Genomic DNA, 21,829 nt, shown 5'->3' with positions numbered 1-21,829 from the left:
GCAGGACTCCGTCGAGAGCGAGAGCAGCAACACGATGCGGCATGGCCGGAATGGTACGACAGGTGTCCATCAGGCCACTCACTCGCCGCCGTGGGCGCACGCCAGAGTGGATCTCGCCGGGCCGCGGTCCGGCGAGAGAACACACGTAACGGACATGAGCGAGGAAACATGAGTGAGCACACCATGCGTGCCGTCACCATCAGGGAGTTCGGCGGGCCGGAGGTGCTGACAGCCGAGCAGGTTGCCCGGCCAGAGCCGCTGCCGACCGAGGTTCTGGTGCGTGTGCACGCCGCCGGGATCAACCCGGTGGACTGGAAGACCCGTGCGGGCCAGGGGATGGCCGGGCTGCAGACGATGCCGCTGATCCTGGGCTGGGACGTCTCCGGCGTCGTTGAGGAGGTTGGCTTCGGCGTCACCACGCTCGCGCCCGGCGACGAGGTCTACGGCATGCCCTGGTTCCCGAGGGCTGCCGGTGCGTACGCCGAGTTCGTTACGGCGCCCTCCCGCCACTTCGCCCGTAAGCCGGCCTCGATCGGTCACGTCGAGGCCGCAGTCCTGCCTCTCGCCGCGCTCACCGCGTGGCAGGCATTGGTCGACACCGCCGGTGTGAAGGCCGGGCAGCGCGTGCTCGTGCACGCGGCGGCCGGCGGCGTCGGGCACCTAGCGGTGCAGTTCGCCAGGCACCTCGGCGCCGAGGTGGTGGCGACTGCCCGCGAACCCCGGCACGCCTGGCTCAAGGAACTGGGTGCGGACGAGGTAATCGACTACACCCAGCAGCGGTTCGAGGACGTTACTGGCGACGTCGACGTCGTCATCGACTTGATCGGCGCCCAGGACGACACCGATGCACGGTCTGTGTCGGTGACCCGTCCCGGCGGCCTGGTCGTCGCGATTCCCGCCGGTGTTTCGGAGCGGCTTGCCACCGTGGCCGCGCAGGCCGGGGTGCGCACCAGCCCGTTTCTGGTGGAGCCGGACTCCGCCGCCCTGACGACGATCGCCGGTCTGGTCGACTCCGGCAAGGTCAGCATCGAGGTGGAGCGCTCCTTCGCACTGGAACAGGCCGCAGAGGCCCACCGCCTGGGCGAGACCAACCGCACCCGCGGCAAGCTCGTTCTCACCGTCACCGACTGACTTTCGCACCTGTCCCGGAGCAGCATTATGTATTACGAAATCCGCCGCTATCAATCCCAGCCCGGACGCCGCGAGGAGTGGGTCCGGTACATGGAAGAGGTGATCATCCCGTTCCAGACCGCGCAGGGTATGAACGTGACCGGCTCGTTCATCGACGACCAGGACGAGGACGGCTACGTGTGGATGCGCCGGTTCGAGGACGAGTCGAACAGCGAGGCCCTGTACGCGGCCGTCTACCAGAGCGACCGGTGGAAGAACGAGATCGGTCCGATCGTCAACGGCCTGCTGATCCCCGAGAAGACGGTCGTCACTCGTGTGAGTCCCACCCCCGCCTCCCCATTGCGCTGAACCCGCGCCTACGAGGATTCGACCATCGCCTGGCCACTGCACAGCCACGAGGGAAGTTTCTGATGAGCACTGATATGCCAGAAAGAACGGTTCAAGCCTCTTCGGTCACCCAGGTGGCCGCCCGCGCACTCATCGATGAGGTGAACGCCGCTGCTGTCCGAATCGGCTTCACGGCAGCCGTCGCCGTCACCGACCAGGGCGGGCATTTGAAGGCATTCGACCGTGCCGACGACGCGCCCTTCCTCACCGCCGAGGTCGCCCTGGACAAGGCATGGACCGCGGCGTCGTTCCACCGCCCCACCCACGTGTGGAACGAATTCCTGGCCGACCAGCGAGTCTCGCCGCTGACCGGCCACCCGCGTGTGATGGCCGTGGGCGGCGGCTACCCGATCATCGACAACGGCCGGTGTGTCGGGGGTCTCGGCATCTCCGGTGGCAGCTACGAGCAGGATATGCAGGCTGCCGAGGAGGCCCTGGCCACTCTCGGGTTCGAGTTGCCCGCTCACTGACCGGACTCGACACCTGCAAGCCCTGCTCAAAGACGCAAGTCAGAACGCTGGCGTCCCCGGTCGCGGTCCGAGTCGATCTTGTCATCGGCCAGTTGGGGCGAACCTAACTGCGAAGTTCAGCTGTCTCGGGCAGGCTTTTCGACCAGGAGGACGTCAAAAGTGCTTACCAGCCGCTGACACGGTCCCAGACGGCCTGCACGGCGGGTGCGTCGAGGGCGGGCCGGCTGCTGTCGATGACGTGGTAGCCGTGGTGCTGGGCGGCGGTGGCGCAGGCGTGGTTGAGCAGGATGCGGAGGCGGGTGCCGATGGGCAGGTCGGGCAGGGCGGTGCCGTCACGGGCGGTGAGTGTGCCGTGCTCCTGGCTGGCGGCGCTCATAACCAGATGAGGGATGAGGGTACCGTCGAGGTCGGTGACGAGACCGTAGCCCTGATCTGTGGGTTGGTGGGTCTTCAAAGTTGAGCGGTGCGGAGGTGTCCGTGGGCTCGGCGGGTGGTGACGCAGCGTGTCCGTAGCTGAAGACCTCGCATTGGACGGTCACCCGGCGATCACCACCGCCCGCATGCCGAAGAAACACCCGCAACCCACCCGACACCCGTGATCAGAATTCACACGGTGGATCGAGGCTGACACTTGCCTGCGAATCACCAGGCCGTGGTGACAGCCTGCGCGAGCTCTTCCGGCCGGGACAGGAAGGGCGAGTGGGACGTGTCGAGCGCGATGACCCGGGTCGCCGCGGAGGATACGGCGTCGACGTCACGGACGAAGCGACGTTGCAGCGGCTCGGGGATCGCCCGGTCCTTGGCGCAGACGACATACGTATGGGGAACACCGCCGTAACGTCCCCGAGTCACCGCCACCTTCTCTGCGGGGAAGTGCACGGGAGATTCGGTGTCCAGCAGCGCGATGGCGGCGTCGGCTGTGGTGACATCGACATCACCGTACAAGGCTTCGCGCAGCCCCTTCCGGCGCTCGGGATCTCCGGGGTCGTGACGCAGCGCGCCAATCGCGGCCGGATCGGCGACGAACAAGCCGGAGACCAGCTCACCGGCGGCCTCGCTGCTGGTGAACAGTTCCGCCACCGATGCCGTAATCGGGACGTATGCGCTGACGTAGACCAGGTGGGCGAACAAGTCGGGGGCCAACTCGGCCGCCGCGGTGGCGATCACCCCACCCACGCTGTGTGCGACCACGACGCACGGCTCACCGCCGCCGACCAGCCGAATTTGATCGACGAGCGCGCCGGCGGCGGCGTCTGTGGTGATGCCAGCGACCGGTGACGGTGCAGCGGCGAACGCAGCCGGGTCGAACGGACGCGCCCACCGGGCGGCCGGTGCGCTGCCGTTCAGCCCGTGCCCGAGAAGGTCCACGGCGACCGACGGTACGCCACGGGCGGCCAGGTGCGCCGTCACCGGGGCCCAGCACCAACTCCCGTGCCAGGCACCGTGAACCAGCAGCATGGTACGCATGAGACGTCCTCTCGTCCTTCTGGTAGATCTTGAGATGCTTGAACTCAACCAAAGGTGAGCACGAACGGCTGTCGCGATCCGCTCCGGGCAGTGTCGTGATCCTGGAAAGGCAGGCCATGCGCGACAAGCCCGTACCCGGCCTCGCGGACGTCACATCGCCGCTGTTCGCCAGCGACGCGATGACGGGTTGGAAGTCGCTCGTCCTCAACGAGCAGGTCCACGATCCCGTCGTCGCCGACACCCTGGCGCCCGTGGCCGACGCATACTGCATCGTGGTGGTGACCGGTGGCGAGGCGTTCCTCGAGTCCTGGGACGGGCAGGGGTGGTCCGGCGCGGAGTACCGGCCCGGCACCGTGGCGCTCATCTCGCCGGGGCGGGCCACCCGGTATCGCTGGCGTGTGCTGGGCCCTGACCCGCTGACGACAGCCCACATGCTGCTCCCGCACGACGCGATGCGCACGGCTGCAAGAGAACTCGGCCTCGGCCACCGCGCGATGACGCTCCGCGACACCCCCTACCTATCCGACGCCCTCATCGTCGCCACCACCCACGCGCTGCTGGATGCGGGGCGCTCCAGTGCCGTCGAAGCCTACGTTCACTCGGCCGCCGCGTTCCTGGCCATGCACGTGCTCACTCGGTACGCCGCGACGTCCCTCGCCGTGGACGAACTGACCCCGCGCGTGCTCAGCGTGTTCCGCGACGCCGTCGGGAGGAACACGTCCCTGCGGGAACTCGCCGCTCTGACCGGTGTCGGCGAAGCCCGCCTGGCGCAGGTCGTCCGGGAGGCCACCGGGCAGTCACCGTGGAACCATCTCATCACCTTGCGCATCACCGAGGCCAAACGACTCCTGGCCACCACCGCCCTCCCGGTGACCGAGATCGGCTACCGGTGCGGGTTCGCTACCCCGTCCCACTTCGCGGCGTCGTTCCGCCGTGCGACCGGCACGAGCCCGACCCGCTGGCGCGCGACCACCGCCTGACAGCGAGGATTGACCATGGCACCGCTCGGGGGGCTGACTCATCACCCGACTGGCGCCTCGGTCGTCCTTCTGGGGAATCGTCTACCTGCCGGGTGGTGCCGTCTGGCGCGTGGCCGGTCGGGCCTCCGTGACTGCATAGGAGTCAGCTGTTCACCTGGGATGACGCTCGGTGATTCAGAAATGACCATCTGTGCGAGTTCTGCGAGGGCCCCGGACCGCGATCCTTTTCCGCAAGCTGGCCGTTCGCAGAAGTCTTCTCAAATCCAAGGCGTTCTGCGAGACACTTCTGACCCGCTGATCGTATGGATCTGACGCCCGATCAAGCCGCAAACGCGGTAGAACGCAACGGCTGCCCGAAGTGCGAGGCGCCCGCCGGGAGTGCCTGCCGCACGCGCGGCGGGAAGACCGCGACGAAGTACCACACACCGCGCTTCGTCCTCATCGCCGTGCTGCGCGAGGAACTCGAAGTCCTCGGCCCCGCCGACCGGGGCCCCCGACGCGTGTGAAAGCAGGGACCGGCGCCGGCCGCCATACCCGCACAGCGCGACTCGAAGCCCATCCTCATCGGGTACGCCCGCACCTCGACCGCCCGCCATGAGCCGGCGAGTCAGCTCGAAGCACTCCACGCGGCCTACCGCCACAAGGTCTTCTCTATTGATCAGAGACTCGTGGGGTTCTCGTCCAGGATGTAACGGACGTAGGACCGCCGAAGTAGCCGCGGACGATATGCGGCTGACGTTGGCGTCTGCGGAAGAACCGGCGGTTCTCGGCGGCCAGTTCATTCTGGTTTTGGGCCCGGTGCTGTTTGGGGTTGGTTGGCGGTGCCGCGGTCGCGGGACATGGCCATCCGGCCGCCATCGGTGATGATCCAGCCGTACTCGGGGCGGTGGCCGATGACGGTGACGACGATCGACAGGGCGAGGTCGTCCAGCTGGCACACGCCGAGACCGGCCATCACCAGATCGAAGAACACGTAGTTGCCGGCGCGCAGTTCGGTGACCCCGGTGAGGTCCTCGGCAGCGTGGGCTGTTGGTGTGGACCCGACGCTCACCGTGTCCACGGGGAGTCCGGCCGCGCGCAGGCTCTCGGCGGCGGTGTCGCGTTCGTTCTTCGCCGCCAGCCGTTGATCCTCGGTGGAGAAGGCGAAGCAAGACTCGCCTGCGTGGGCGAGCACGCCGTCCAGGCAGCGAGCGTCGTGCAGGACCCGGCCGATCGCGGTGAGCTCGGGAGCGTCGGGCTTGAGACCGCCGCGGTGGCCGTCGCAGTCGATCTCGATCTGCGTGATGGCGTCCCCGGTCACAGGCGGGTGGTGAAGCGGCCGTCGGGTAGTTTCCGCAGCCATCCGCGATCAACGAGTCTGACCAGCCTCCCACGCAGCGGTTCCAGCTTGGCCCGCTGGGTGACGTCGACTCCCAGCATCTCGCCAACCTGCCGGGCCATGACCGGTCCGGCGGCTTGCCGTACAGCGGCGAGGATGCGCTGGTAGTCCGGCGGGAGCACGGTCTCCTCCACATCCGGCGTGCCGTGCGGGATCAGCATCACCGGCCGTCCGCCCACCTGCCCGGGTGCTGGCGCGGCCGAGGCGCGCTCGTCGGCGAGCTGCTCGCTCACCCGCTCAAGGACACGTTCGGCGACGGCAAGTTCGTCCCGCTCGGCCCGCACCTGCGCCAGCTGTTTGGCCAGCTGTTCTTCGAGTCCGTCCAGTTCCGCACGGCGTGCGGTGATCTGTTCCAGGAGTTCGGGATCCAGCATGCGTCGGATCGTAGAAGGCCGTTCGACCGCCATGGGAAGGAACCAGCGAACCGACGGCGGCGTTACCCACGCGCTCACCGTACTGAGCATTCCAATGCGTCCCGGTGATCGGGACTACCGACCGCCCGGGGAGGCTCTGGCTAGTCGGCGGATCAGCCAGAGCCTCTCGGCGGTCAGGCGGTCAGCTGCCGGAGCATCTCGGCCGAGTCGTGCAGGTTCGTCATCTGGACGAATCGGCCGTCACGGACCTTGTAGATGGCGTACTCGACGATCTTGAACGAGGCGCCGGAGGCTGGGACACCGAGCCACTCCTTCGTAGGGGTGCCGGTGTTGATGGCGCGCACGGCGATGCCGTCCCGGTCGATCAGCAGTTCGTCGACCTCCCAGCGAATGTCCGGAACGGCGTCGGCGATGCCCTTCAGGACCGTGACGACGTCGTCGCGGGTGCCGAGCTGGCCGCCGAGCAGCACCTGGTCGTCGATGAACTCGTCCATGCGGTCGAACTCGTGGGCGTTGAGCGCCTCGGCGTAGCGCATGTACCAGTCACGCAGATCACTCTCGGTCACGGTGTTCCTCTTTTCCTCTGTGCCGTAAAGAGCGGCTCTGAACTGTTCAAACTTCCGCACCGATCGGTGCAGAATGCGACTGTATCAGTTCAGCACCGATCGGTGTCAAAGCTGTAGGATGTGGCGATGCGCACGTCACAGATCGGCCGCCCACGAGCGTTCGACGCCGAGGCGGCGCTCGAGAAGGCACTGATGGTCTTCTGGGCGCAGGGTTACGAAGGTGCCAGCCTCACCGACCTGACCGAGGCCATGGGTATCTCCCGCAAGAGCCTGTACGCGGCCTACGGCAACAAGGAGGACCTGTTCCGCAAGGCATTGCAGCGCTACGCGGAAGGGCCCGGTGCCTACGTCGCCGAGGCGCTGCAGGCACCCACCGCCCGCGAGGTCGCCATGGCCTTCCTCGTCGGCTCGGTCCGCGCCACCACACTGCCCGGACTCCCCGCCGGCTGCCTCGGTGTCCAGGGCGCACTGGCCACCGGCGAGACCGGACGAGTCGCCCGCGACACCCTGGCTGAGTGGCGTGCCCACGGCCAGGCGCTGCTCCGCGACCGGTTCCGGCAGGCCGTCCAGGTGGGCGACCTGCCCGCCGGCGCTGACCCGGAAAAGATCGCCCGCTACGTCATGACGATCGCGAACGGCGTGGCCGTACAGGCAGCCGGCGGCGCGACATGCGAGGACCTGCAACAGGTGGCCGACGCAGCTCTACAGAACTGGCCACCGGCCTGACGGTGCAGGCCCTTGAAAATGAGTCCTGCGCGCTCTGCTCGTCCTGACGAACCTCGAAGCTAACCGCTGACAGATGATCTTCTTCGTGGACTCCCGCCCACGACCAGCACGAGTACCCCGAGAACCAATCACATCAGCCCATTGACCTGGGACGTCAAGTTGGCGGCAACTCATAGGTCGCCACTCCCTCCACCGCCCCGGCGGTTGTGCACAGTGATGTCGAAATGGTCCGACAGTTCGGCCGCCAGGGCGCGAGCCCGGCGCCCGTGGACGTCGGGCCGCTCACCGACACGACCGTCAGTCCCTGAGCGCTGCGTTCGTAGGAGATGCGCGTGCAGTTGCGTGTGACAGTCTGCTCATCCGTACCGGTGCTGACTGCCCCACGGCACGCAATGCATCGCTCAGGACACCTCCACCTCGTAGAAGCAGAGGTGATCCTTGATCTCCGCCACCTCCGGTTTCGGGTCCGGGTATGCCCAGACCAGGTCCGGCGCGTCCGGCAGCGACCAGTACGACGCGTCCCCCTTGAAGGGGCAGTGCGTGTGCGTGTCAGACGGGGTCAGCAGATCGAGGTGTACGTCCTGGGGCGGGATGTAGTACGCGTCGGGACAGCCCGTCTCGCGGAGCACCAATGCCCCGTCGCTCTCCGCCAGCACCAGACCTCCCCGCACCGCGCGCACGTAGCGGTCGCTCGGCTCGACGGTGATGCGGTGTCCCATGCGCCTGGGGAGTCCCTCGGTCACAATCGTCCTCCTTGGTAGTCGGTCGTTCTGATCTGAGGGCAACACGACCGGAAGCCAGGTTCTTCCCGCCGGTGCGAAAATGTAGGGTTGCCCCGTGAACATCTGCGCTCTCCTCTCCGCTGCCGACCTGGACGAGCGCTAGACCGCCGAGTAGCCGGGGGCATCGCAGCCCCCGGCCCTCACAGAACCGTGCTTAACAGTCGCCCGTTACACGGCTCTTGTCGTTCTGGTCACCAGACCCGGGGGACGTAGGTGATCCAGGTCCAGTGGGCGAAGAACCGTGGCCGTCTTACGACCGCCTGGTTCCACGCGGCCTGGGCTTTCGTCCGTCCCCGCAGTCGTTTGAACTTCTTGCGCATCCACCGCATCAGGTAGGCGTTGATGCGTTCCAGGAGGGGATACAGGGCCGACTTGAAGAACGCCCCGGTTGAGTCGGGCCGGGGCGCGGTACCGGCCTTGCGGTCAGCCCGTTTCCCCGACCCGCTCGCCGCACCCGGCGTGCGGCTCTCACCGCACCGGGCGCTCCACGTGTCTTACCCGTTGGTCAGCTGCCGGTGACGACTGCTGCCGGTCTGGCAGTCCATGGGGTCGGAATGTTGCGACCGCGATAGCGGTAGCGGGTCACTTCGACGCTGGCCGCGCCGGTGAAAACGACCCCGTTGTAGGCGAATCTCCACCCCTGGTCGCAGAAGCGACGACGGAGTTCCTTCATGGACAGCCGGGTTTTGCCCGCGTACTTGGCGCGTGTCCAGCGCATGAGCCGACCCCATACAAAGGAATCGACCGCGCTGAAAGTCGCCTTGGACACCCCGTGCCGGAAGTAGTTTGCCCACCCCACCAGGGACCTGTTTACGTCGGCGATCAACTCGCCTAGGTCCTGATAGCGGGTCGACCTGTACGTCTTGGCCTTCACCTTGTCCTTGATCGACTGGACAGCCTTCTTGGACGGCTTGGTGTAGACGTAGTGCTTGCTGGTTCCTGGCTTGCGCATCCGGCGGATGTCGAACCCGAGGAACGTGAAGCCCTCATCCAACTGGACCACCTGGGTCTTCTCCGGTGCCAACCGCAGTCCCAGCGGGGCGAGCACGGCTGACACTTCCCCGCGCAGCGCCTCGGCGTGATGGCGTTCTCCGAACACCATCAGAACGAAATCATCGCAGTAACGGACGAGTCGCCAATTGCCGAGACCTTTATTCCTGCGCTGACGCCGTTGCTTATCATTAGCCATCTCCTGACGCCATAGCTGGTCGAAGTGTTCGTCCAGTGCCAGAGTGATATTGGCAAGCAACGGTGAGACCACGCCCCCAACGCAATGGGTAACCCGGGCATGAGTCACCCTCCGTAGCGTCTCGATCTTGATGCTGGTCGTCGGCGGCGCCCTCGCATACGGGGATACGGTGCCGGATGGTGATCTTCTCGGGGCCGACGAGAACGTCCTTGACGAGGAGCCGCAGGACGCGCTGGCGCTCGGGAACCTCGGCTGTCCCGGCGTTTTCGCGGAGCTGGGCGAGGAAGCCTTCGAGGTTGTCGGCGAGCTTGAGGTAGGCATCGCGGTCGGCGAGCTGGGCTTCCAGCGCGTGGAGTTGGCTGCGCAGGTTGCTCTCTCGCGCACGCAGGTCGGGCATCCGGGCCCGCAGTTCGTCGATGGTGACCAGCTGTTCCTGGAACGCTTCGATCATGCGGGTGATCGCTGCGGTGGCTTTGCCCTGTCCGCCCCGAGTAAGGCACACGATGCCGGACCTCTCCGGATAAAGCTGCATCCCGAGCCCGCCCAGCACCTCAGCCGCCAGCTCCGGCCGGTGCGGGAACGAGGTCACAGCCGACGGCTTGAGCCGGCCGCCTTCAGCGGCGGTGTGCTGTGGAGCGGTGGGCGGCCAACTCCTACTTGTGCCACCTCTTGTTGGTGTCGTCGACCCCCAACTCCACCTCCGTCAGGTCCACATGCAGGGAGATCCCGGGACGGCTGCCCACCTTGACGCCGGGGGCAGGCCGGCGCAGACGACCATGCCGGCGCGTACGACGAAGCCCTTGGCCCTCGTGCGGTCCTCCTCGGTGGACCCCCGCCATGGGGGAAGTTGGACAACGGTTTCCGAGGCCGACCGCTCGTCGCCATGGCCTCATTCCGGCGACTTGAGCATCTCCTGAAGGATGCGCCGCAGCTCGGTGCGGTCTTGGGGGGTGATCCTCGCCAGCCTGCGGTCGTACTCCGCCGCGAGCGCGGAGAGCGCGCGGTCCCGCGCCTCTTTGCCCTCGGCGGTCAGCGTGAGCCGATGGCGCCGCAGGTCCTCGTCGTCGATCTCGCGCCGCATGAATCCCTTGGCGACGAGGTTGCGGACGTACACCGTCACGCTCGCCTTGGGAATCATCAATGCCGCCGCGATCTCGGCAGGGTACGGCGACGCGGCCACCTCGGCCAAGACGAAGAACTCCTTCGTCTCCACCCCGAGCTCGGCCAGATCCCCGCTGCAGGCGTCCATCACGACACTCAGCAGTCTCTGGTTCAGCGTCCACAACTGCGCCCCGTCGACCGTCACGCGAGCACTCCGTCCATCCAGGTGGTACAGTTCCGAACTAGTACGAAACTATACTAGAGTTCATTTTGTACTGAATAGCTACGGAACAAACATCTCATGAAGGGTGGCCCCATGCTTCAGCGCATCACGATCCCGCGCGGCCCGATCGAACTCGCAGCCGACCTCTACCTGTCCGACAGCACCGCCGCCACCGACGCCACCGACGAGGCGACTTCGATGCGCACCGTGGTGCTCTCCACCCCCGGCAGCAGCGTGAAGGAGCAGATCGGCGCGAACTACGCGTCCCGCCTCGCCGCGCGCGGCATCGCGGCGCTCGTGTTCGACCCCGCCCATCAGGGTCAAAGCGGCGGCGAGCCCCGCGACCTCGAGGACCCCTACCGCCGCGGCGAGGACATCTCCTACGCGATCGACGCGCTCAGCACGATCCCCGGCATCGACCCGGAACGCATCGGCGTCCTCGGTATCTGCGCCGGCGGCGGCTACGCGGTGCACACCGCCCGCACGGACCACCGCATCAAGGCGGTCGGCACGGTTGTCCCCGGCAACATGGGCACGTCGTTCCGCGGCTTCCAGCCGGACGGCGCGGCGGCCGCGCTCGACCGCATGGCCGACGCGCGCGTCGAGGAGTCCCGCTCCGGTGAGCTCGCCCGCGTGAACTGGCTGCCCGACACCTTGGAGGAAGCCGCGGCAGCCGGGCTGACCGACATCGACACGACCCAGGCGATCACCTACTACCGCACCGAGCGGGGCAGGAACGAACACTCGACGAACCGCCGCCTCTCCCGCGGAGACTCGCTGCTGCTGGGCTACGACGCGTACCACCTGGTCGATCAGCTCATGACCCAGCCTCTGCAGGTCATCCTCGCCGGACGCGTCGGCAACACCGGCTCCTACGAGTCAGGCATGCAGTTGTGGAAGCTGGCCCCCAACCCGGTCGACCTGATGGTGATCGAGGGCGCCGGCCACTACGAGATGTACGACGAGCCCGAGTACGTCGACGCCGCCGTCGACCGGCTCGTCAACTTCTACTCGAACAACCTTTGAGGGGCTGAAACACGTTCGGCTCTGACTGGCAGTCGGTGGTGACGTCGAGTACTCGTCCGTGATCATGGTCTTGTGATGGACGTCAACTCACTTGTGATGGAGGCGTTTTCTGGATTGTCGGCGCTGGTCGTCGAGGATGTGACGGACGGCGGTGACGCAGTGGTGGTCACGGCTCGCACCCGGGCGGACGCGGTGCCTTGTCCGGTGTGCGGGACGCCGACGGAGAAGGCGCATGGATACCACAGCCGGTCGGTGACGGACGTGCCGGTCGACGCCCGCCCGTCTTGCCGGCCTGCTGGCCGTTTCCCGCAGTACCACGCTGCGCCAACTCCGGTGCCTGCCGCTACCCAAGCAGGCCCTCCCGCGGGTGAGCAGCGTGGACGACTTCGCCCTGCGCGTCGCCCGCCCTACCGGGCCCACCCTCGTGGACACCTACCGCGGCCACCTCCGCGAACGGCGCCAGGCCGCCCCCACCGTTCCCGTCGCCCAACTCTTTTGGAAAATCCGGGAGGTGGGCTACACCGGCAGCGCCAACTCACCATCTGCACGAGCACCTGCACCAACTCCCCGGCCACCAACTCCCCGCCCACCGCCGGCGGGCCGGTCCGGCGAGCAGGAGGCACCGCCGCCGGGACCGCCGCCACCGCGAGAAGCCAGGCAGCCATCCCGGAGCGGGCCAGCACCGCCCAGCCGCGCCGCGAGCCGGCGTCCGGCCCGCCGAGCACCGCGGTGGGCCGAGGAGATCCTCGGGGTGAACATCGAGGACCTCGACCTCGCGGGCCGCCGGGCGCCGGTGAAGGCCAAGGGCGCCGCCGCCCGGCGCCGGGGCGGCCGGGCGCGGGAGGACTTCGTGCTGGAGACGGTCTACTGGGACGCCGGCACCGCCCGACTCCTGCCCCGGCTGCTGCGCGGCCGTACCCGCGGACCGGTGTTCGTCACCCACCGCCGACCGGGGCCCGGCAAGGTGGTCGCGCCGCGCGATGTGTGCCCGGACACCGGGCTGGCGCGGCTGTCGTACGGGCAGGCCCGCGCGCTGCTCGACCAGCACACATGTCACTCCTCCTTCCTCCCCTCCATGTCCCCGCGGACCAGGGAAAACCCGTCTTCCTCGTCGGGGACACCTACACGACGCTGATCTCGTCGAACGAGACGAACGGAGAACTTTCTCTCGTCGAGGCGGTGGTACCCGCCGATGCCGGTCCGCCTCCGCACACCCACCACGGCGAATCGGAGACGTTCATCCTGATGGACGGTCACCTCACGATCGAGGCAGGTGACGACCAGTACGAGGTGGAGCCAGGAGGTGTGGTGTACGTCCCGAAGGGGGTCCGCCATTCTTTCAGGAACAGCAGTGGAACGAAGCCCGCCCGTATGTACTTCCTCTACACGCCGGGCGGCATGGACGGAATGTTCCAGGAAATCGGAACGCCGGGCCTACGCGGAATAGTGGGGCCCCCGCTGACCGAAGCGGACGTGACGGCAATGGCGGCGGTCGCCGGCAAGTACAACTACACCTTCGACTGACCAGCGTCAGACCGTTACAAGGGGAACGTTCGACGAACCCGACCAGAACCACCGTCGTCACAGGCACGAGCGACGGCATCGTTCCCGCCGCCGCTCGCCACCGGCCGAGGCGAACCTCACCTGCAGGACTCGTCGAGGAGCGCCGTCACCTGAGCAGGGTCACGCTTCACCGCCGCCCGCACCCTCGGCTCAGCAATCACGTACATGCGCCTCCGGCACCTTGCCGCCTCGTGGTGGTCCGCCTCGTGGACCTGCCCGACTCATGTCGGAGGAGAACGTTCGGTGTTGACGTCGGGGTTCTCTTCGCGCATGCTTCTTGAACAAGAACGAACGTTCTGTCCCTCATCCCCACGGGCCTGTCCCAGCGCCTCCCTGCCCCCAGGCCCGTGGTTTGTCCTGGTACGCCACGCACGATCACCCGGCAACAACCTTGCGCGTTGACGCCGGGTATGGCGGCCTCGGCACACTCCCTGGCGGTAGGCCCCGCACGTCATAGCAGCGGTGCCGGCCGTCAAAACCCGTCATAGAAGGATGTATTACTCATGAACACGCTCTATACCGCGGTCGCGACCGCAACCCATGGTCGTGATGGTCGTGCCGTTCTCGCGGACGGTTCCCTGGACCTTCAGCTCGCGATGCCGAAGGAACTGGGCGGTAGCGGCGAGGGGAACAATCCCGAGCAGCTCTTCGCCGCCGGCTATGCGGCGTGCTTCGCCAGCGCACTCGGCATCACGGGCCGGCAGGCCCGCGTGGACCTCTCCAACGCCACCGTGACCGGTGAGGTGTCGATCGGCAAGGAGGGTGAGGGCCTCGCACTCGCCGTCGTCCTGCGGATCACGCTGCCCGGCAGTGTCGACCGCGGGACTGGCGTGGAGCTCGTCGAACAGGCGCACCAGGTCTGCCCGTACTCCAACGCCATTCGCGGCAACGTCCCGGTCCAGCTCGTCGTCGAGTAACTTCACAGCTCTCTGTCCCGAGCTGGCCCGACTGATCAGGGCCCGGCGGCGCACGCGGGGAACACACCGACCTGGCTGCTTGTCGATGGTGGTTGACGACGTGGGCACGCAGGCCGTCACGGTCGGCATCGGTTACCAGCGGGCTTCCCGAAGGAGGCGCCGCATCGGTCCGGGGCGGGTATGACTGGCCTGCTCGGCCAACTGCCAGCAGCTCTTCCGCTCGACAGGCGACAGTGGCCCGAGCAGGTAAGCGCGGGCCGCGGCCCGGGGCTCAACGCGCCCGAGCCGGACCGCGATCCGCTCCATGACCTGGTCAAACATCGCCCGCCAAGGGCCGGGTCCGCGCTATGGCCTGCGTCCACGGCACGATCTTCAGGAGTCCACAAAACCCCGATGATCAGGCGGTGGCCGTTCCCGTTCCCAGCCGGTCCGTAACGCAAGATCACAAAACCAGACTGAAGTCCCAAGAGGGCGTTAAATCCTGTTCCGGATGATCTGGTGCCGCTCGTTCGTGGGTGGTGGGACGGTTCCCTCCTCGTGTCATGTCGTGCACATGATGGTGTCGCGGGCATGGAACGGATGCCGTACGCAACCGACTTGACCGACGAGCAGCGGGCGTTGATCGAACAGCTGATCACCGGGTGGAAGCAGGCGCGGGTGGCGCGGTCGGCGACCGGGGACCCGGGCTCCTGTGATCTGCGGGAGGTCGTGAACATCCTCGACCTGCGCGAACACCTTCTCGGCGCGGGCGTCTCCCTGGTGGTGATCGAGGCGACGGGCGACTACTGGAAGCCCTTCCACTACCTGCTGGCCGAGGAGCTGAACGTCGTTCTGGTCAACTCCCGCCAAGTGAAGAACCTGCCCGGCCGGAAGACCGACGTCTCCGACGCGGCCTGGCTGGCCCAACTCGGCTCCCACGGCCTGGTGAGGGCCTCTTTCGTCCCGCCGCAGCCGGTCCGTGAGCTACGGGACCTCACCCGGGCCCGCACCCAGCTCACCCGTGAGCGCGCCCAGGTCGTGCAGCGGCTGGAGAAACTGCTGGAGGATGCGGGCATCACGCTGTCCGCCGTCGTCTCGACCTCATGGGGGTCTCCAGCCGCGCCATGCTCCAGGCCCTGATCGACGGCCAGCGCGATCCGCAGGTTCCGGCCGAACTCGCCAAGCGCCGCATGCGCAGCAAGATCCCCGAGCTGGGTCAGGCACTGACCGGTCACTTCCGCAAGCACCACGCGTCGAGGAGACGATGGCCCCTTTCCGGCCGGTGCTGGACCTGCTGGACACGATCCCGGGGGTGAACCGGGCGGTGGCCGAGGTGATCTTGGCCGAGACCGGGGGTGACATGACCCGGTTCGCCTCGGTCAAGAACCTGGCCTCCTGGGCCGGACCGTGCCCCGGACACCACGAATCGGCCGGCAGGGTCAGGAGCACCCGGGTCCGTCCCGGAAACGCCTACCTGAAGGGCGCGTTGGGAATGGCCGCGTTCGGCGAGGCACGCACCAAGGACTCCTACCTCCAGGCACGTTACAAGCGACCGGCCCTCCCCTTGAGCCGGAGGGGTGCAGGTCGCCCACCAGGGCTGACGAACTCTAAACGCACAGTCTGACACAGATGTTCTTCAGGCCCCGACCCGCTCCGCAGCAGGACCCCGGTCGACCGCGCGGAGCAGCCGGGACCGCGTGTCGGACGGCCGTCTTTCGGTGTTGTTGTGTCGTGTGTGGCGCTTTAATGGGGGTAGAACGTTCGGTCTTGACAAGTGGCGGTAGTCTTGCCAGTCTGGGGTGCAGAACGTTCGGTCTCGCGGGGTTGGTTGCCGATGGCCCACAGGGCGTCATGCGAGCGCTGGACCTGCCGGACTGTCTTCTCCTGCGCGTGTTTCTCCTCCGTGTATCCACGGAAAACCGAAAGGGATCATTGTGAGCGCTGTTGCTGCTCCATCAGGTATCACCGGGACGGCGTCCGCGTTGCGCCGGCTGTATTTCGTGCGGTTCGCGTTCGCCATCGTGTGGGCGCTTGTGATGTTCACGATGGCGGAGGAGATCAGTCCGGTCGCGGCTGTGCTGCTGGTGCTGTATCCGCTGTTCGACGTGGGTGCGGCCGTCGTCGACGCGAGGTCGTCGCGCACCACGGGATCGCCGGTGCTGCTGTATGTGAACATGGCGGTCAGTCTGGTCGCGGCCGTGGGCGTGGGTGTCGCCTGTGCGTCGGGTATTCCGGCGGTGCTGCGGGTGTGGGGGGCCTGGGCGATCGTGTCCGGGCTGGTCCAGCTGATCGTGGCGGTGCCCCGCCGCAAGCTGGGCGGCCAGTGGCCGATGATCATCAGCGGCGCCATTTCGGTGCTGGCCGGGGCGTCGTTCGTCGCCTCGGCCGGCGCCGACGATCCCGCGCTCACCAGCGCGGTCGGCTACGCCGTCCCGGGCGGCATCTTCTTCCTCCTCTCCGCCCTGCGCCTGGGCCGCACCACCAAGGAGAACTGACATGACCGCCCACACGACTGGCACGGCTGCCCGCACGGCTGACGCCGACACGGCCGCGCACACGTATGACGTGGTCGTGATCGGTGCGGGTCCGGTCGGGGAGAACGTCGCCGACCGGGTGGTGCACGGCGGGCTGAGTGTCGCCGTCGTCGAGCGGGAACTGGTCGGGGGCGAGTGCTCCTACTGGGCCTGCATGCCGACCAAGGCACTGCTGCGCAGCGCGGCCGCGCTGCGGGCGGCCCGTCGGGTGCCGGGAGCACGCGAGGCGGTGACCGGTGACCTGGACGTCACGGCCGTGCTGCGCCGGCGTGACTCGGTCGCCTCGCACTGGAAGGACGACGGGCAGGCGGCCTGGCTCGATTCGGTGGGGATCGCGCTGTACCGGGGTCAGGGGCGCATCACCGCCGAGCGGCGTGTCGAGGTCACCGATGAGGCGGGCAGTGTGACCTCGCTGGCCGCGCGGCACGCGGTCGTGATCGCGACCGGCACCAGCGCGCTGCTGCCGGACATCCCCGGCCTGCGCGAGACAGTGCCGTGGACCAGCCGGGAAGCGGCCGCCGCGACAGCGGTCCCCGGCCGGCTCGCCGTCATCGGCGGCGGCGTCGTGGCCTCCGAGATGGCCACCGCCTACACCGCCCTGGGATCTTCCGTCACCGTGCTGGCCCGCGACGGCGTCCTGCCCCACGCCGAACCCTTCGCCGGCGAGCGGGTCACCGCCGCACTGCGCGAAGCCGGCGCCTCGGTACGCCCCGGCGCGCAGACCGAGGCTGTGAAACGCGACGGCGACGGCACGGTCCACATCACCCTCACCACCGGCGAGCACATCGAAGCCGACGAAATCCTCGTCGCCACCGGCCGTACCCCCAACACCCGCGACATCGGCCTGGACACCCTCGGCCTGACACCCGGCTCCTGGCTCACCGTCGACGACACCCTGCGCGTCCTCACCGACAACGGGACGCCGCCGGCCGGCGGATGGCTGTATGCCGCCGGAGACGTCAACCACCGCGCGCTCCTCACCCACCAGGGCAAGTACCAGGCCCGCGCCGTGGGCGACGTCATCGTGGCACGCGCCACCGGCGAACCGGTCGACGACAGCCCCTGGGGCCGCCACACGGCCACCGCCGACGAGCGCGCGGTGCCCCAAGTAGTCTTCACCGAACCGGAGATCGCATCCGTGGGACTGACCGCCGCCGCGGCCCAGGCCGCCGGACTCCACACCCGCGTCATCGACTACGACCTCGGCACCATCGCCGGATCCGCCCTCCACACCGACGGATACCAAGGCCACGCCCGCATGATCATCGACGAGGACCGACACACCATCATCGGCTTCACCCTCGCCGGACCCGACACCGCGGAACTCCTCCACGCCGCCACCATCGCCATCGTCGGCGAAATCCCCCTCAACCGCCTCTGGCACGCAGTACCCGCCTTCCCCACCATCAGCGAAATCTGGCTACGCCTCCTCGAAACCTACGGCCACTGACCCACCCCACCACCACGACGGGACAAGAGAGCGGCAGCGACTACCCGGCCGTTCGCGGCCGGCCGACGCACTTTCCTGAAGGAGGATCCCGATATGCCCGATCCGGTTGACGGCTGTACCCGGCCCCCTGCCGGGGTCGGTGAGGCTGAGGCAGAGGAGCTGGTGCGGGGCATCTGCTTCAAGACCGGTCCGCCGCGGCGTCTCGGTGTCGAGGTGGAATGGCTCGTCCATGAGCTGCGGGCGCCACGGCGGGCGGTGTCACCCCAGCGGCTGCGGGCGGTGTACACCGCGCTGCGGGCCGTGCCCCTGAGGTCGGCGCTGACCGTCGAACCCGGCGGCCAGCTGGAGCTGAGTTCGCTCCCCGCCACCTCGCTGACGGAATGCGTCCGGACCGTCTCCGCCGACCTCGACGCCGTCCGCGCCGTGCTGCGCGAGGACGGTCTCGGCCTGGTGGGCCTGGGCCACGAGCCCTGGCAGGAACCGCGCCGCTTTCTGCGGCAGCCGCGCTACGACGCCATGGAGGCCTGCCTCGACCGCACCGGCCCCGCCGGGCGCTTCATGATGTGCGCCTCCGCGTCCGTGCAGGTGTGCGTGGACGCCGGGCACGAGGAGCCCGGACCCCTCGGTCATGTACGTCGCTGGTGGCTGGCGCACCATCTGGGCGCGGTCCTGGTGGCCGCGTTCGCCAACTCGCCGCTGGCCGGCGGCCGGCCCACCGGCTGGCGGTCCACCCGGCAACTGCGGTGGGCACAGATCGGCCCCGGCCGGGCGGGCGGCCCCCCGCTGGACTCCGACCCGCGCGCCACCTGGGCCCGGCATGTCCTGGACGCCCCGGTGATGTGCGTACGCCGGGACGGCGGGCCCTGGGACGTACCGGAGGACCTGACCATGCGGGAGTGGACCCGCGAGCCGACGCCGAGGCCCCCGACCCGGGAGGACCTCGACTACCACCTCACGACGCTGTTCCCGCCCGTGAGGCCGCGCGGGCACCTGGAGCTGCGCATGATCGACGCGCAGCCCGGGGACGACGGCTGGATCGTCCCGCTGGCCGTGACGGCGGCGCTGTTCGACGACCCGGAGGCCGCCGAGACGGCCTACCGGGCGGTGAAGCCGCTGGCCGAACGGACCCGTGGCGTGCCCGCGCCGCACAACCCGCTGTGGCGGGACGCGGCCTGCGACGGCTTGGCCGACCCGGAGCTGAGGGAGGTGGCCGCCGCCTGCTTCGCGGCGGCGCTGCGGGCCCTGCCGCGGCTCGGCGCCACGACCGAGGTCGTGGACGCGGTGGCGACGTACCAGAACCGCTATGTCGCACGCGGACGCTGTCCGGCCGACGACCTGCTCGACGCCGTGAGTGCCGGAGCCGACGGCGCACCCGGCACGCACTACCCCAGCACGCACAGCGCTCGCAGCATGCACAGCGCTCGCAGCACGCACCGTGCTCCCGGCTCGTACGCGAACGGAGCGCATCCGCACGGAAAGGACACCTCCTCATGACCGACCCAGCCCTCGACGCCGAAGCCCTGCGCGAGCGCGCGGCCGCCTCGCTGGTCACCGCGCGCGAGCGGACCACCCTGCTGACCGAATGTGTCGAGGAGCCCGATCTCACCGCGCAGCACTCACCGCTGATGTCGCCGCTGGTGTGGGACCTCGCCCACATAGGCAACCAGGAGGAACAGTGGCTGCTGCGTGCCGTCGGCGGGCAGGAAGCGATACGGCCCGAGATCGACAGCATCTACGACGCCTTCGAGCATCCGCGTGCCGAGCGGCCGAAGCTGCCGCTGCTGCCTCCCGAGGAAGCCCGCCGCTACGCCCGGGACGTGCGCGGCCGGGCGCTGGACGTGCTGGAGAGCACCGCGTTCCACGGCGAGCGCCTGACCGAGGCGGGATTCGCCTTCGGGATGGTCGCCCAGCACGAGCAGCAGCACGACGAGACGATGCTGATCACCCACCAGCTGCGCAGCGGGCCGCCGGCTCTGACGGCCCTGGACCCTCAGCCCGTACCGTTGTTCACCGGTCCGTCCGAAGTGCTCGTCCCCGGCGGCCCGTTCACCATGGGAACCTCCCACGAGCCGTGGGCGCTGGACAACGAACGTCCGGCGCATCGGCGCGAGGTGGAGCCGTTCCACATCGACACGACGCCGGTGACGAACGCGGCTTACCAGGCGTTCATCGAGGACGGCGGTTACAACGAGCCGCGCTGGTGGAGCGCGGAGGGCTGGGCCCACATCCGCCAGAACTCCATCACCGCGCCGCTGTTCTGGCGCCGGGACGGCGGGCAGTGGCTGCGGCGCCGCTTCGGCGCGACCGAGGCCGTGCCGCCCGACGAGCCGGTGCTGCACGTGTGCTGGTACGAGGCGGACGCATACGCCCGTTGGGCCGGGCGACGGCTGCCCACCGAGGCCGAATGGGAGAAGGCCGCCCGGCACGATCCGGCCGGTGACCGCTCGACGCGCTACCCCTGGGGCGACGCCGACCCCGGACCGGAACACGCCAACCTCGGTCAGCGTCACCTGCGGCCCGCGCCCGCCGGCAGCTATCCGGCCGGTGAGTCGCCGCTCGGCGTGCGTCAGCTGATCGGCGACGTGTGGGAGTGGACGTCCAGCGACTTCCTGCCCTACCCGGGGTTCAGGGCGTTCCCGTACAAGGAGTACTCGGAGGTGTTCTTCGGCACCGGATACAAGGTGCTGCGCGGCGGTTCGTTCGCGGTGGACGCGGTGGCCTGCCGGGGCACGTTCCGCAACTGGGACCATCCTATCCGGCGGCAGATCTTCTCCGGGTTCCGCACGGCCCGCTCGGTGATCCTCTGATGTGCCGTCATATCGCGTACGTGGGTCCCGAGGAGTCGCTCGGCCGGCTCCTCGTGGACCCGCCGCACGGGCTGTACGGCCAGTCGTGGGCGCCCCGGTGCCAGCGGTACGGGACGGTCAACGCGGATGGTTTCGGGGTGGGCTGGTACGCGCCGGGGGACCCGGTGCCGGCCCGGTACCGCAGGGCGGGGCCGATCTGGGGCGATCCGTCGTTCGCCGATCTCGCCCGCGCCGTCCGCACCACGGCGCTGCTCGCGGCCGTGCGGGACGCGACCCTGCCGGGGGCGGACGGCGAGGCCGCGGCGGCGCCGTTCGCCGCGGGGGAGTGGCTGTTCAGCCACAACGGGGCCGTGCGGGGCTGGCCGGGCACGCTGGCGCCGATCGTCATGACCCTGCCGCCCGAGGACGTGCTGTCGCTCGAGGCCCGCAGTGACTCCGCGTTCGTGTGGGCCCTGGTGCTCGCACGGCTGCGGGCCGGGAACGACGAGGGGCAGGCCCTGGCCGGCACCGTGCTGGAGGTCGCCGCGGCGGCCCCCAGATCCCGGCTCAACCTGATGCTCGCCCAGGGCGACACGATCGCCGCGACCGCGTGGGGCGACTCGCTCTGGTACCTCGCCCGGCCGGGCGGCGGCAACGTCGTGGCCTCCGAGCCGTACGACGACGATCCGCACTGGCGCGAGGTCCCCGACCGCACCCTGCTGACCGCGAGCCGCACGGACGTGCTGCTCACCCCGCTCAAGCCAGGGCTCGGGCCCGGGCCGAGGCCGGGATCCGGGTGA

The 21,829-nt window shown here is 68.7% G+C and carries 22 protein-coding genes and 5 pseudogenes; 16 read left to right on the top strand and 11 right to left on the bottom strand.

Annotated elements, in window-relative coordinates; genetic code table 11:
* Positions 1-168 precede the first annotated feature (168 nt).
* The 3 genes from FCI23_RS39100 (at position 169) to FCI23_RS39090 (ending at position 1,988) form a co-directional block, all read left to right on the top strand.
* The gene (locus FCI23_RS39100) at positions 169-1,131 is read left to right on the top strand and encodes an NADP-dependent oxidoreductase (RefSeq protein ID WP_136728908.1); all 963 of its coding nucleotides are present in this window, start codon (positions 169-171) and stop codon (positions 1,129-1,131) included.
* 27 nt (positions 1,132-1,158) lie between these two features.
* Complete coding sequence (locus tag FCI23_RS39095) at positions 1,159-1,479, top strand: NIPSNAP family protein (protein WP_136728907.1); 321 nt, start codon at positions 1,159-1,161, stop codon at positions 1,477-1,479.
* Positions 1,480-1,541: 62 nt separating this feature from the next.
* Complete coding sequence (locus FCI23_RS39090; protein WP_136728906.1) at positions 1,542-1,988, top strand: GlcG/HbpS family heme-binding protein; 447 nt, start codon at positions 1,542-1,544, stop codon at positions 1,986-1,988.
* Between the two features lie 163 nt (positions 1,989-2,151).
* Here FCI23_RS39090 and FCI23_RS39085 read toward each other — a convergent pair.
* Positions 2,152-2,430, bottom strand: a pseudogene (locus FCI23_RS39085) (DSD1 family PLP-dependent enzyme); the annotation flags it as partial.
* Positions 2,431-2,630: 200 nt separating this feature from the next.
* Positions 2,631-3,455, bottom strand: coding sequence for an alpha/beta fold hydrolase (locus tag FCI23_RS39080; protein ID WP_136728905.1), 825 nt, complete (start codon positions 3,453-3,455; stop codon positions 2,631-2,633).
* A 38-nt stretch (positions 3,456-3,493) separates the two neighbouring features.
* Here FCI23_RS39080 and FCI23_RS39075 point away from each other — a divergent pair, with 38 nt between their 5' ends.
* Together FCI23_RS39075 and FCI23_RS39070 are read left to right on the top strand one after the other, a co-directional pair.
* On the top strand, positions 3,494-4,435 hold the full coding sequence (locus FCI23_RS39075; protein ID WP_136728904.1) for a helix-turn-helix domain-containing protein: 942 nt from the start codon (positions 3,494-3,496) through the stop codon (positions 4,433-4,435).
* A 302-nt stretch (positions 4,436-4,737) separates the two neighbouring features.
* A complete protein-coding gene (locus FCI23_RS39070) occupies positions 4,738-4,941 on the top strand; it encodes a zinc finger domain-containing protein (RefSeq protein WP_136728903.1) in 204 nt (67 codons plus the stop codon).
* Between the two features lie 299 nt (positions 4,942-5,240).
* On the opposite strand, the pseudogene FCI23_RS39060 reads toward FCI23_RS39070, so the two are convergent.
* The 3 genes and pseudogenes from FCI23_RS39060 to FCI23_RS39050 form a co-directional block, all read right to left on the bottom strand.
* A pseudogene (locus FCI23_RS39060) lies at positions 5,241-5,714 on the bottom strand (alanine racemase); the annotation flags it as partial.
* Positions 5,715-5,731: 17 nt separating this feature from the next.
* On the bottom strand, positions 5,732-6,187 hold the full coding sequence (locus tag FCI23_RS58610) for a hypothetical protein (protein WP_136728902.1): 456 nt from the start codon (positions 6,185-6,187) through the stop codon (positions 5,732-5,734).
* Positions 6,188-6,360: 173 nt separating this feature from the next.
* A complete protein-coding gene (locus FCI23_RS39050; RefSeq protein WP_136728901.1) occupies positions 6,361-6,753 on the bottom strand; it encodes an ester cyclase in 393 nt (130 codons plus the stop codon).
* Between the two features lie 126 nt (positions 6,754-6,879).
* Here FCI23_RS39050 and FCI23_RS39045 point away from each other — a divergent pair, with 126 nt between their 5' ends.
* Positions 6,880-7,479 carry a TetR/AcrR family transcriptional regulator gene (locus FCI23_RS39045; protein WP_136728900.1) on the top strand — a complete coding sequence of 200 codons (600 nt, stop codon included), beginning with the start codon at positions 6,880-6,882 and terminating at the stop codon, positions 7,477-7,479.
* 401 nt (positions 7,480-7,880) lie between these two features.
* Here the strand turns inward: FCI23_RS39045 and FCI23_RS39040 are convergent, their stop codons facing one another.
* From FCI23_RS39040 to FCI23_RS39025, 5 genes are all read right to left on the bottom strand, one after another.
* Positions 7,881-8,198: a DUF427 domain-containing protein gene (locus FCI23_RS39040; protein ID WP_136728913.1), complete on the bottom strand. Its 318-nt coding sequence runs from the start codon at positions 8,196-8,198 to the stop codon at positions 7,881-7,883.
* A 254-nt stretch (positions 8,199-8,452) separates the two neighbouring features.
* Positions 8,453-8,581, bottom strand: coding sequence for a hypothetical protein (locus FCI23_RS62625; protein WP_265737802.1), 129 nt, complete (start codon positions 8,579-8,581; stop codon positions 8,453-8,455).
* Positions 8,582-8,766: 185 nt separating this feature from the next.
* Positions 8,767-9,510: a group II intron maturase-specific domain-containing protein gene (locus FCI23_RS39035; RefSeq protein ID WP_211265655.1), complete on the bottom strand. Its 744-nt coding sequence runs from the start codon at positions 9,508-9,510 to the stop codon at positions 8,767-8,769.
* Positions 9,443-10,039 (bottom strand): hypothetical protein, encoded by a 597-nt coding sequence (locus FCI23_RS58605; RefSeq protein WP_211265654.1) that lies wholly within the window; start codon positions 10,037-10,039, stop codon positions 9,443-9,445. The genes FCI23_RS39035 and FCI23_RS58605 overlap by 68 nt, the downstream gene beginning before the upstream one ends.
* A 300-nt stretch (positions 10,040-10,339) precedes the next feature.
* Entirely contained in the window at positions 10,340-10,756 is a 417-nt protein-coding gene (locus FCI23_RS39025) for a MarR family winged helix-turn-helix transcriptional regulator (protein ID WP_136728899.1), read from the bottom strand.
* 111 nt (positions 10,757-10,867) lie between these two features.
* Here FCI23_RS39025 and FCI23_RS39020 point away from each other — a divergent pair, with 111 nt between their 5' ends.
* The 4 genes and pseudogenes from FCI23_RS39020 to FCI23_RS39000 all read left to right on the top strand — a co-directional run bounded on the left by FCI23_RS39020 (position 10,868) and on the right by FCI23_RS39000 (position 14,280).
* Positions 10,868-11,800, top strand: a complete 933-nt coding sequence (locus FCI23_RS39020) for an alpha/beta hydrolase (protein ID WP_136728898.1) — start codon at positions 10,868-10,870, stop codon at positions 11,798-11,800.
* 733 nt (positions 11,801-12,533) lie between these two features.
* Positions 12,534-12,851: pseudogene (locus FCI23_RS39010) on the top strand (site-specific integrase); the annotation flags it as partial.
* The gene (locus FCI23_RS39005; protein ID WP_136728897.1) at positions 12,851-13,324 is read left to right on the top strand and encodes a cupin domain-containing protein; all 474 of its coding nucleotides are present in this window, start codon (positions 12,851-12,853) and stop codon (positions 13,322-13,324) included. The pseudogene FCI23_RS39010 and the gene FCI23_RS39005, both read left to right, overlap by 1 nt.
* A 542-nt stretch (positions 13,325-13,866) precedes the next feature.
* A complete protein-coding gene (locus tag FCI23_RS39000) occupies positions 13,867-14,280 on the top strand; it encodes an organic hydroperoxide resistance protein (protein ID WP_136728896.1) in 414 nt (137 codons plus the stop codon).
* Between the two features lie 88 nt (positions 14,281-14,368).
* On the opposite strand, the pseudogene FCI23_RS64670 reads toward FCI23_RS39000, so the two are convergent.
* Positions 14,369-14,586 (bottom strand): annotated as a pseudogene (locus FCI23_RS64670) (IS701 family transposase); the annotation flags it as partial.
* A gap of 408 nt (positions 14,587-14,994) precedes the next feature.
* On the opposite strand from FCI23_RS64670, the pseudogene FCI23_RS38995 reads away from it, so the two are divergent.
* From FCI23_RS38995 to egtC, 6 genes and pseudogenes are all read left to right on the top strand, one after another.
* Positions 14,995-15,847: pseudogene (locus FCI23_RS38995) on the top strand (IS110 family RNA-guided transposase); the annotation flags it as partial.
* Positions 15,848-16,193: 346 nt separating this feature from the next.
* Positions 16,194-16,754 (top strand): DUF308 domain-containing protein, encoded by a 561-nt coding sequence (locus FCI23_RS38990; RefSeq protein ID WP_136728895.1) that lies wholly within the window; start codon positions 16,194-16,196, stop codon positions 16,752-16,754.
* Between the two features lies 1 nt (position 16,755).
* Complete coding sequence (locus FCI23_RS38985; protein WP_136728894.1) at positions 16,756-18,243, top strand: dihydrolipoyl dehydrogenase family protein; 1,488 nt, start codon at positions 16,756-16,758, stop codon at positions 18,241-18,243.
* A gap of 93 nt (positions 18,244-18,336) precedes the next feature.
* Positions 18,337-19,737, top strand: a complete 1,401-nt coding sequence (gene egtA / locus FCI23_RS38980; RefSeq protein ID WP_136728893.1) for an ergothioneine biosynthesis glutamate--cysteine ligase EgtA — start codon at positions 18,337-18,339, stop codon at positions 19,735-19,737.
* Positions 19,734-21,050 carry an ergothioneine biosynthesis protein EgtB gene (gene egtB / locus FCI23_RS38975; protein ID WP_136728892.1) on the top strand — a complete coding sequence of 439 codons (1,317 nt, stop codon included), beginning with the start codon at positions 19,734-19,736 and terminating at the stop codon, positions 21,048-21,050. Before egtA ends, egtB begins: the two co-directional genes overlap by 4 nt.
* Positions 21,050-21,829, top strand: coding sequence for an ergothioneine biosynthesis protein EgtC (gene egtC / locus FCI23_RS38970; protein ID WP_136728891.1), 780 nt, complete (start codon positions 21,050-21,052; stop codon positions 21,827-21,829). The genes egtB and egtC overlap by 1 nt, the downstream gene beginning before the upstream one ends.

The organism is Actinacidiphila oryziradicis (assembly GCF_005047355.1).
Lineage (GTDB): Bacteria > Actinomycetota > Actinomycetes > Streptomycetales > Streptomycetaceae > Actinacidiphila > Actinacidiphila oryziradicis.
The sequence above is the reverse complement of the archived record's forward strand: the minus strand, read 5'-3'. Positions and strand labels throughout refer to the sequence as shown.

What these genes read in the sequence shown, in the direction of transcription:
- FCI23_RS39100 (WP_136728908.1), top strand. Translation starts at nt 169, where the DNA reads ATGAGTGAGCACACCATGCGTGCCGTCACCATCAGGGAGTTCGGCGGG.
- FCI23_RS39095 (WP_136728907.1), top strand. Translation starts at nt 1,159, where the DNA reads ATGTATTACGAAATCCGCCGCTATCAATCCCAGCCCGGACGCCGCGAG.
- FCI23_RS39090 (WP_136728906.1), top strand. Translation starts at nt 1,542, where the DNA reads ATGAGCACTGATATGCCAGAAAGAACGGTTCAAGCCTCTTCGGTCACC.
- FCI23_RS39080 (WP_136728905.1), bottom strand. Translation starts at nt 3,455, where the DNA reads ATGCGTACCATGCTGCTGGTTCACGGTGCCTGGCACGGGAGTTGGTGC.
- FCI23_RS39070 (WP_136728903.1), top strand. Translation starts at nt 4,738, where the DNA reads ATGGATCTGACGCCCGATCAAGCCGCAAACGCGGTAGAACGCAACGGC.
- FCI23_RS58610 (WP_136728902.1), bottom strand. Translation starts at nt 6,187, where the DNA reads ATGCTGGATCCCGAACTCCTGGAACAGATCACCGCACGCCGTGCGGAA.
- FCI23_RS39045 (WP_136728900.1), top strand. Translation starts at nt 6,880, where the DNA reads ATGCGCACGTCACAGATCGGCCGCCCACGAGCGTTCGACGCCGAGGCG.
- FCI23_RS39040 (WP_136728913.1), bottom strand. Translation starts at nt 8,198, where the DNA reads ATGGGACACCGCATCACCGTCGAGCCGAGCGACCGCTACGTGCGCGCG.
- FCI23_RS62625 (WP_265737802.1), bottom strand. Translation starts at nt 8,581, where the DNA reads ATGCGCAAGAAGTTCAAACGACTGCGGGGACGGACGAAAGCCCAGGCC.
- FCI23_RS39020 (WP_136728898.1), top strand. Translation starts at nt 10,868, where the DNA reads ATGCTTCAGCGCATCACGATCCCGCGCGGCCCGATCGAACTCGCAGCC.
- FCI23_RS39005 (WP_136728897.1), top strand. Translation starts at nt 12,851, where the DNA reads ATGTCACTCCTCCTTCCTCCCCTCCATGTCCCCGCGGACCAGGGAAAA.
- FCI23_RS39000 (WP_136728896.1), top strand. Translation starts at nt 13,867, where the DNA reads ATGAACACGCTCTATACCGCGGTCGCGACCGCAACCCATGGTCGTGAT.
- FCI23_RS38985 (WP_136728894.1), top strand. Translation starts at nt 16,756, where the DNA reads ATGACCGCCCACACGACTGGCACGGCTGCCCGCACGGCTGACGCCGAC.
- egtA (WP_136728893.1), top strand. Translation starts at nt 18,337, where the DNA reads ATGCCCGATCCGGTTGACGGCTGTACCCGGCCCCCTGCCGGGGTCGGT.
- egtB (WP_136728892.1), top strand. Translation starts at nt 19,734, where the DNA reads ATGACCGACCCAGCCCTCGACGCCGAAGCCCTGCGCGAGCGCGCGGCC.
- egtC (WP_136728891.1), top strand. Translation starts at nt 21,050, where the DNA reads ATGTGCCGTCATATCGCGTACGTGGGTCCCGAGGAGTCGCTCGGCCGG.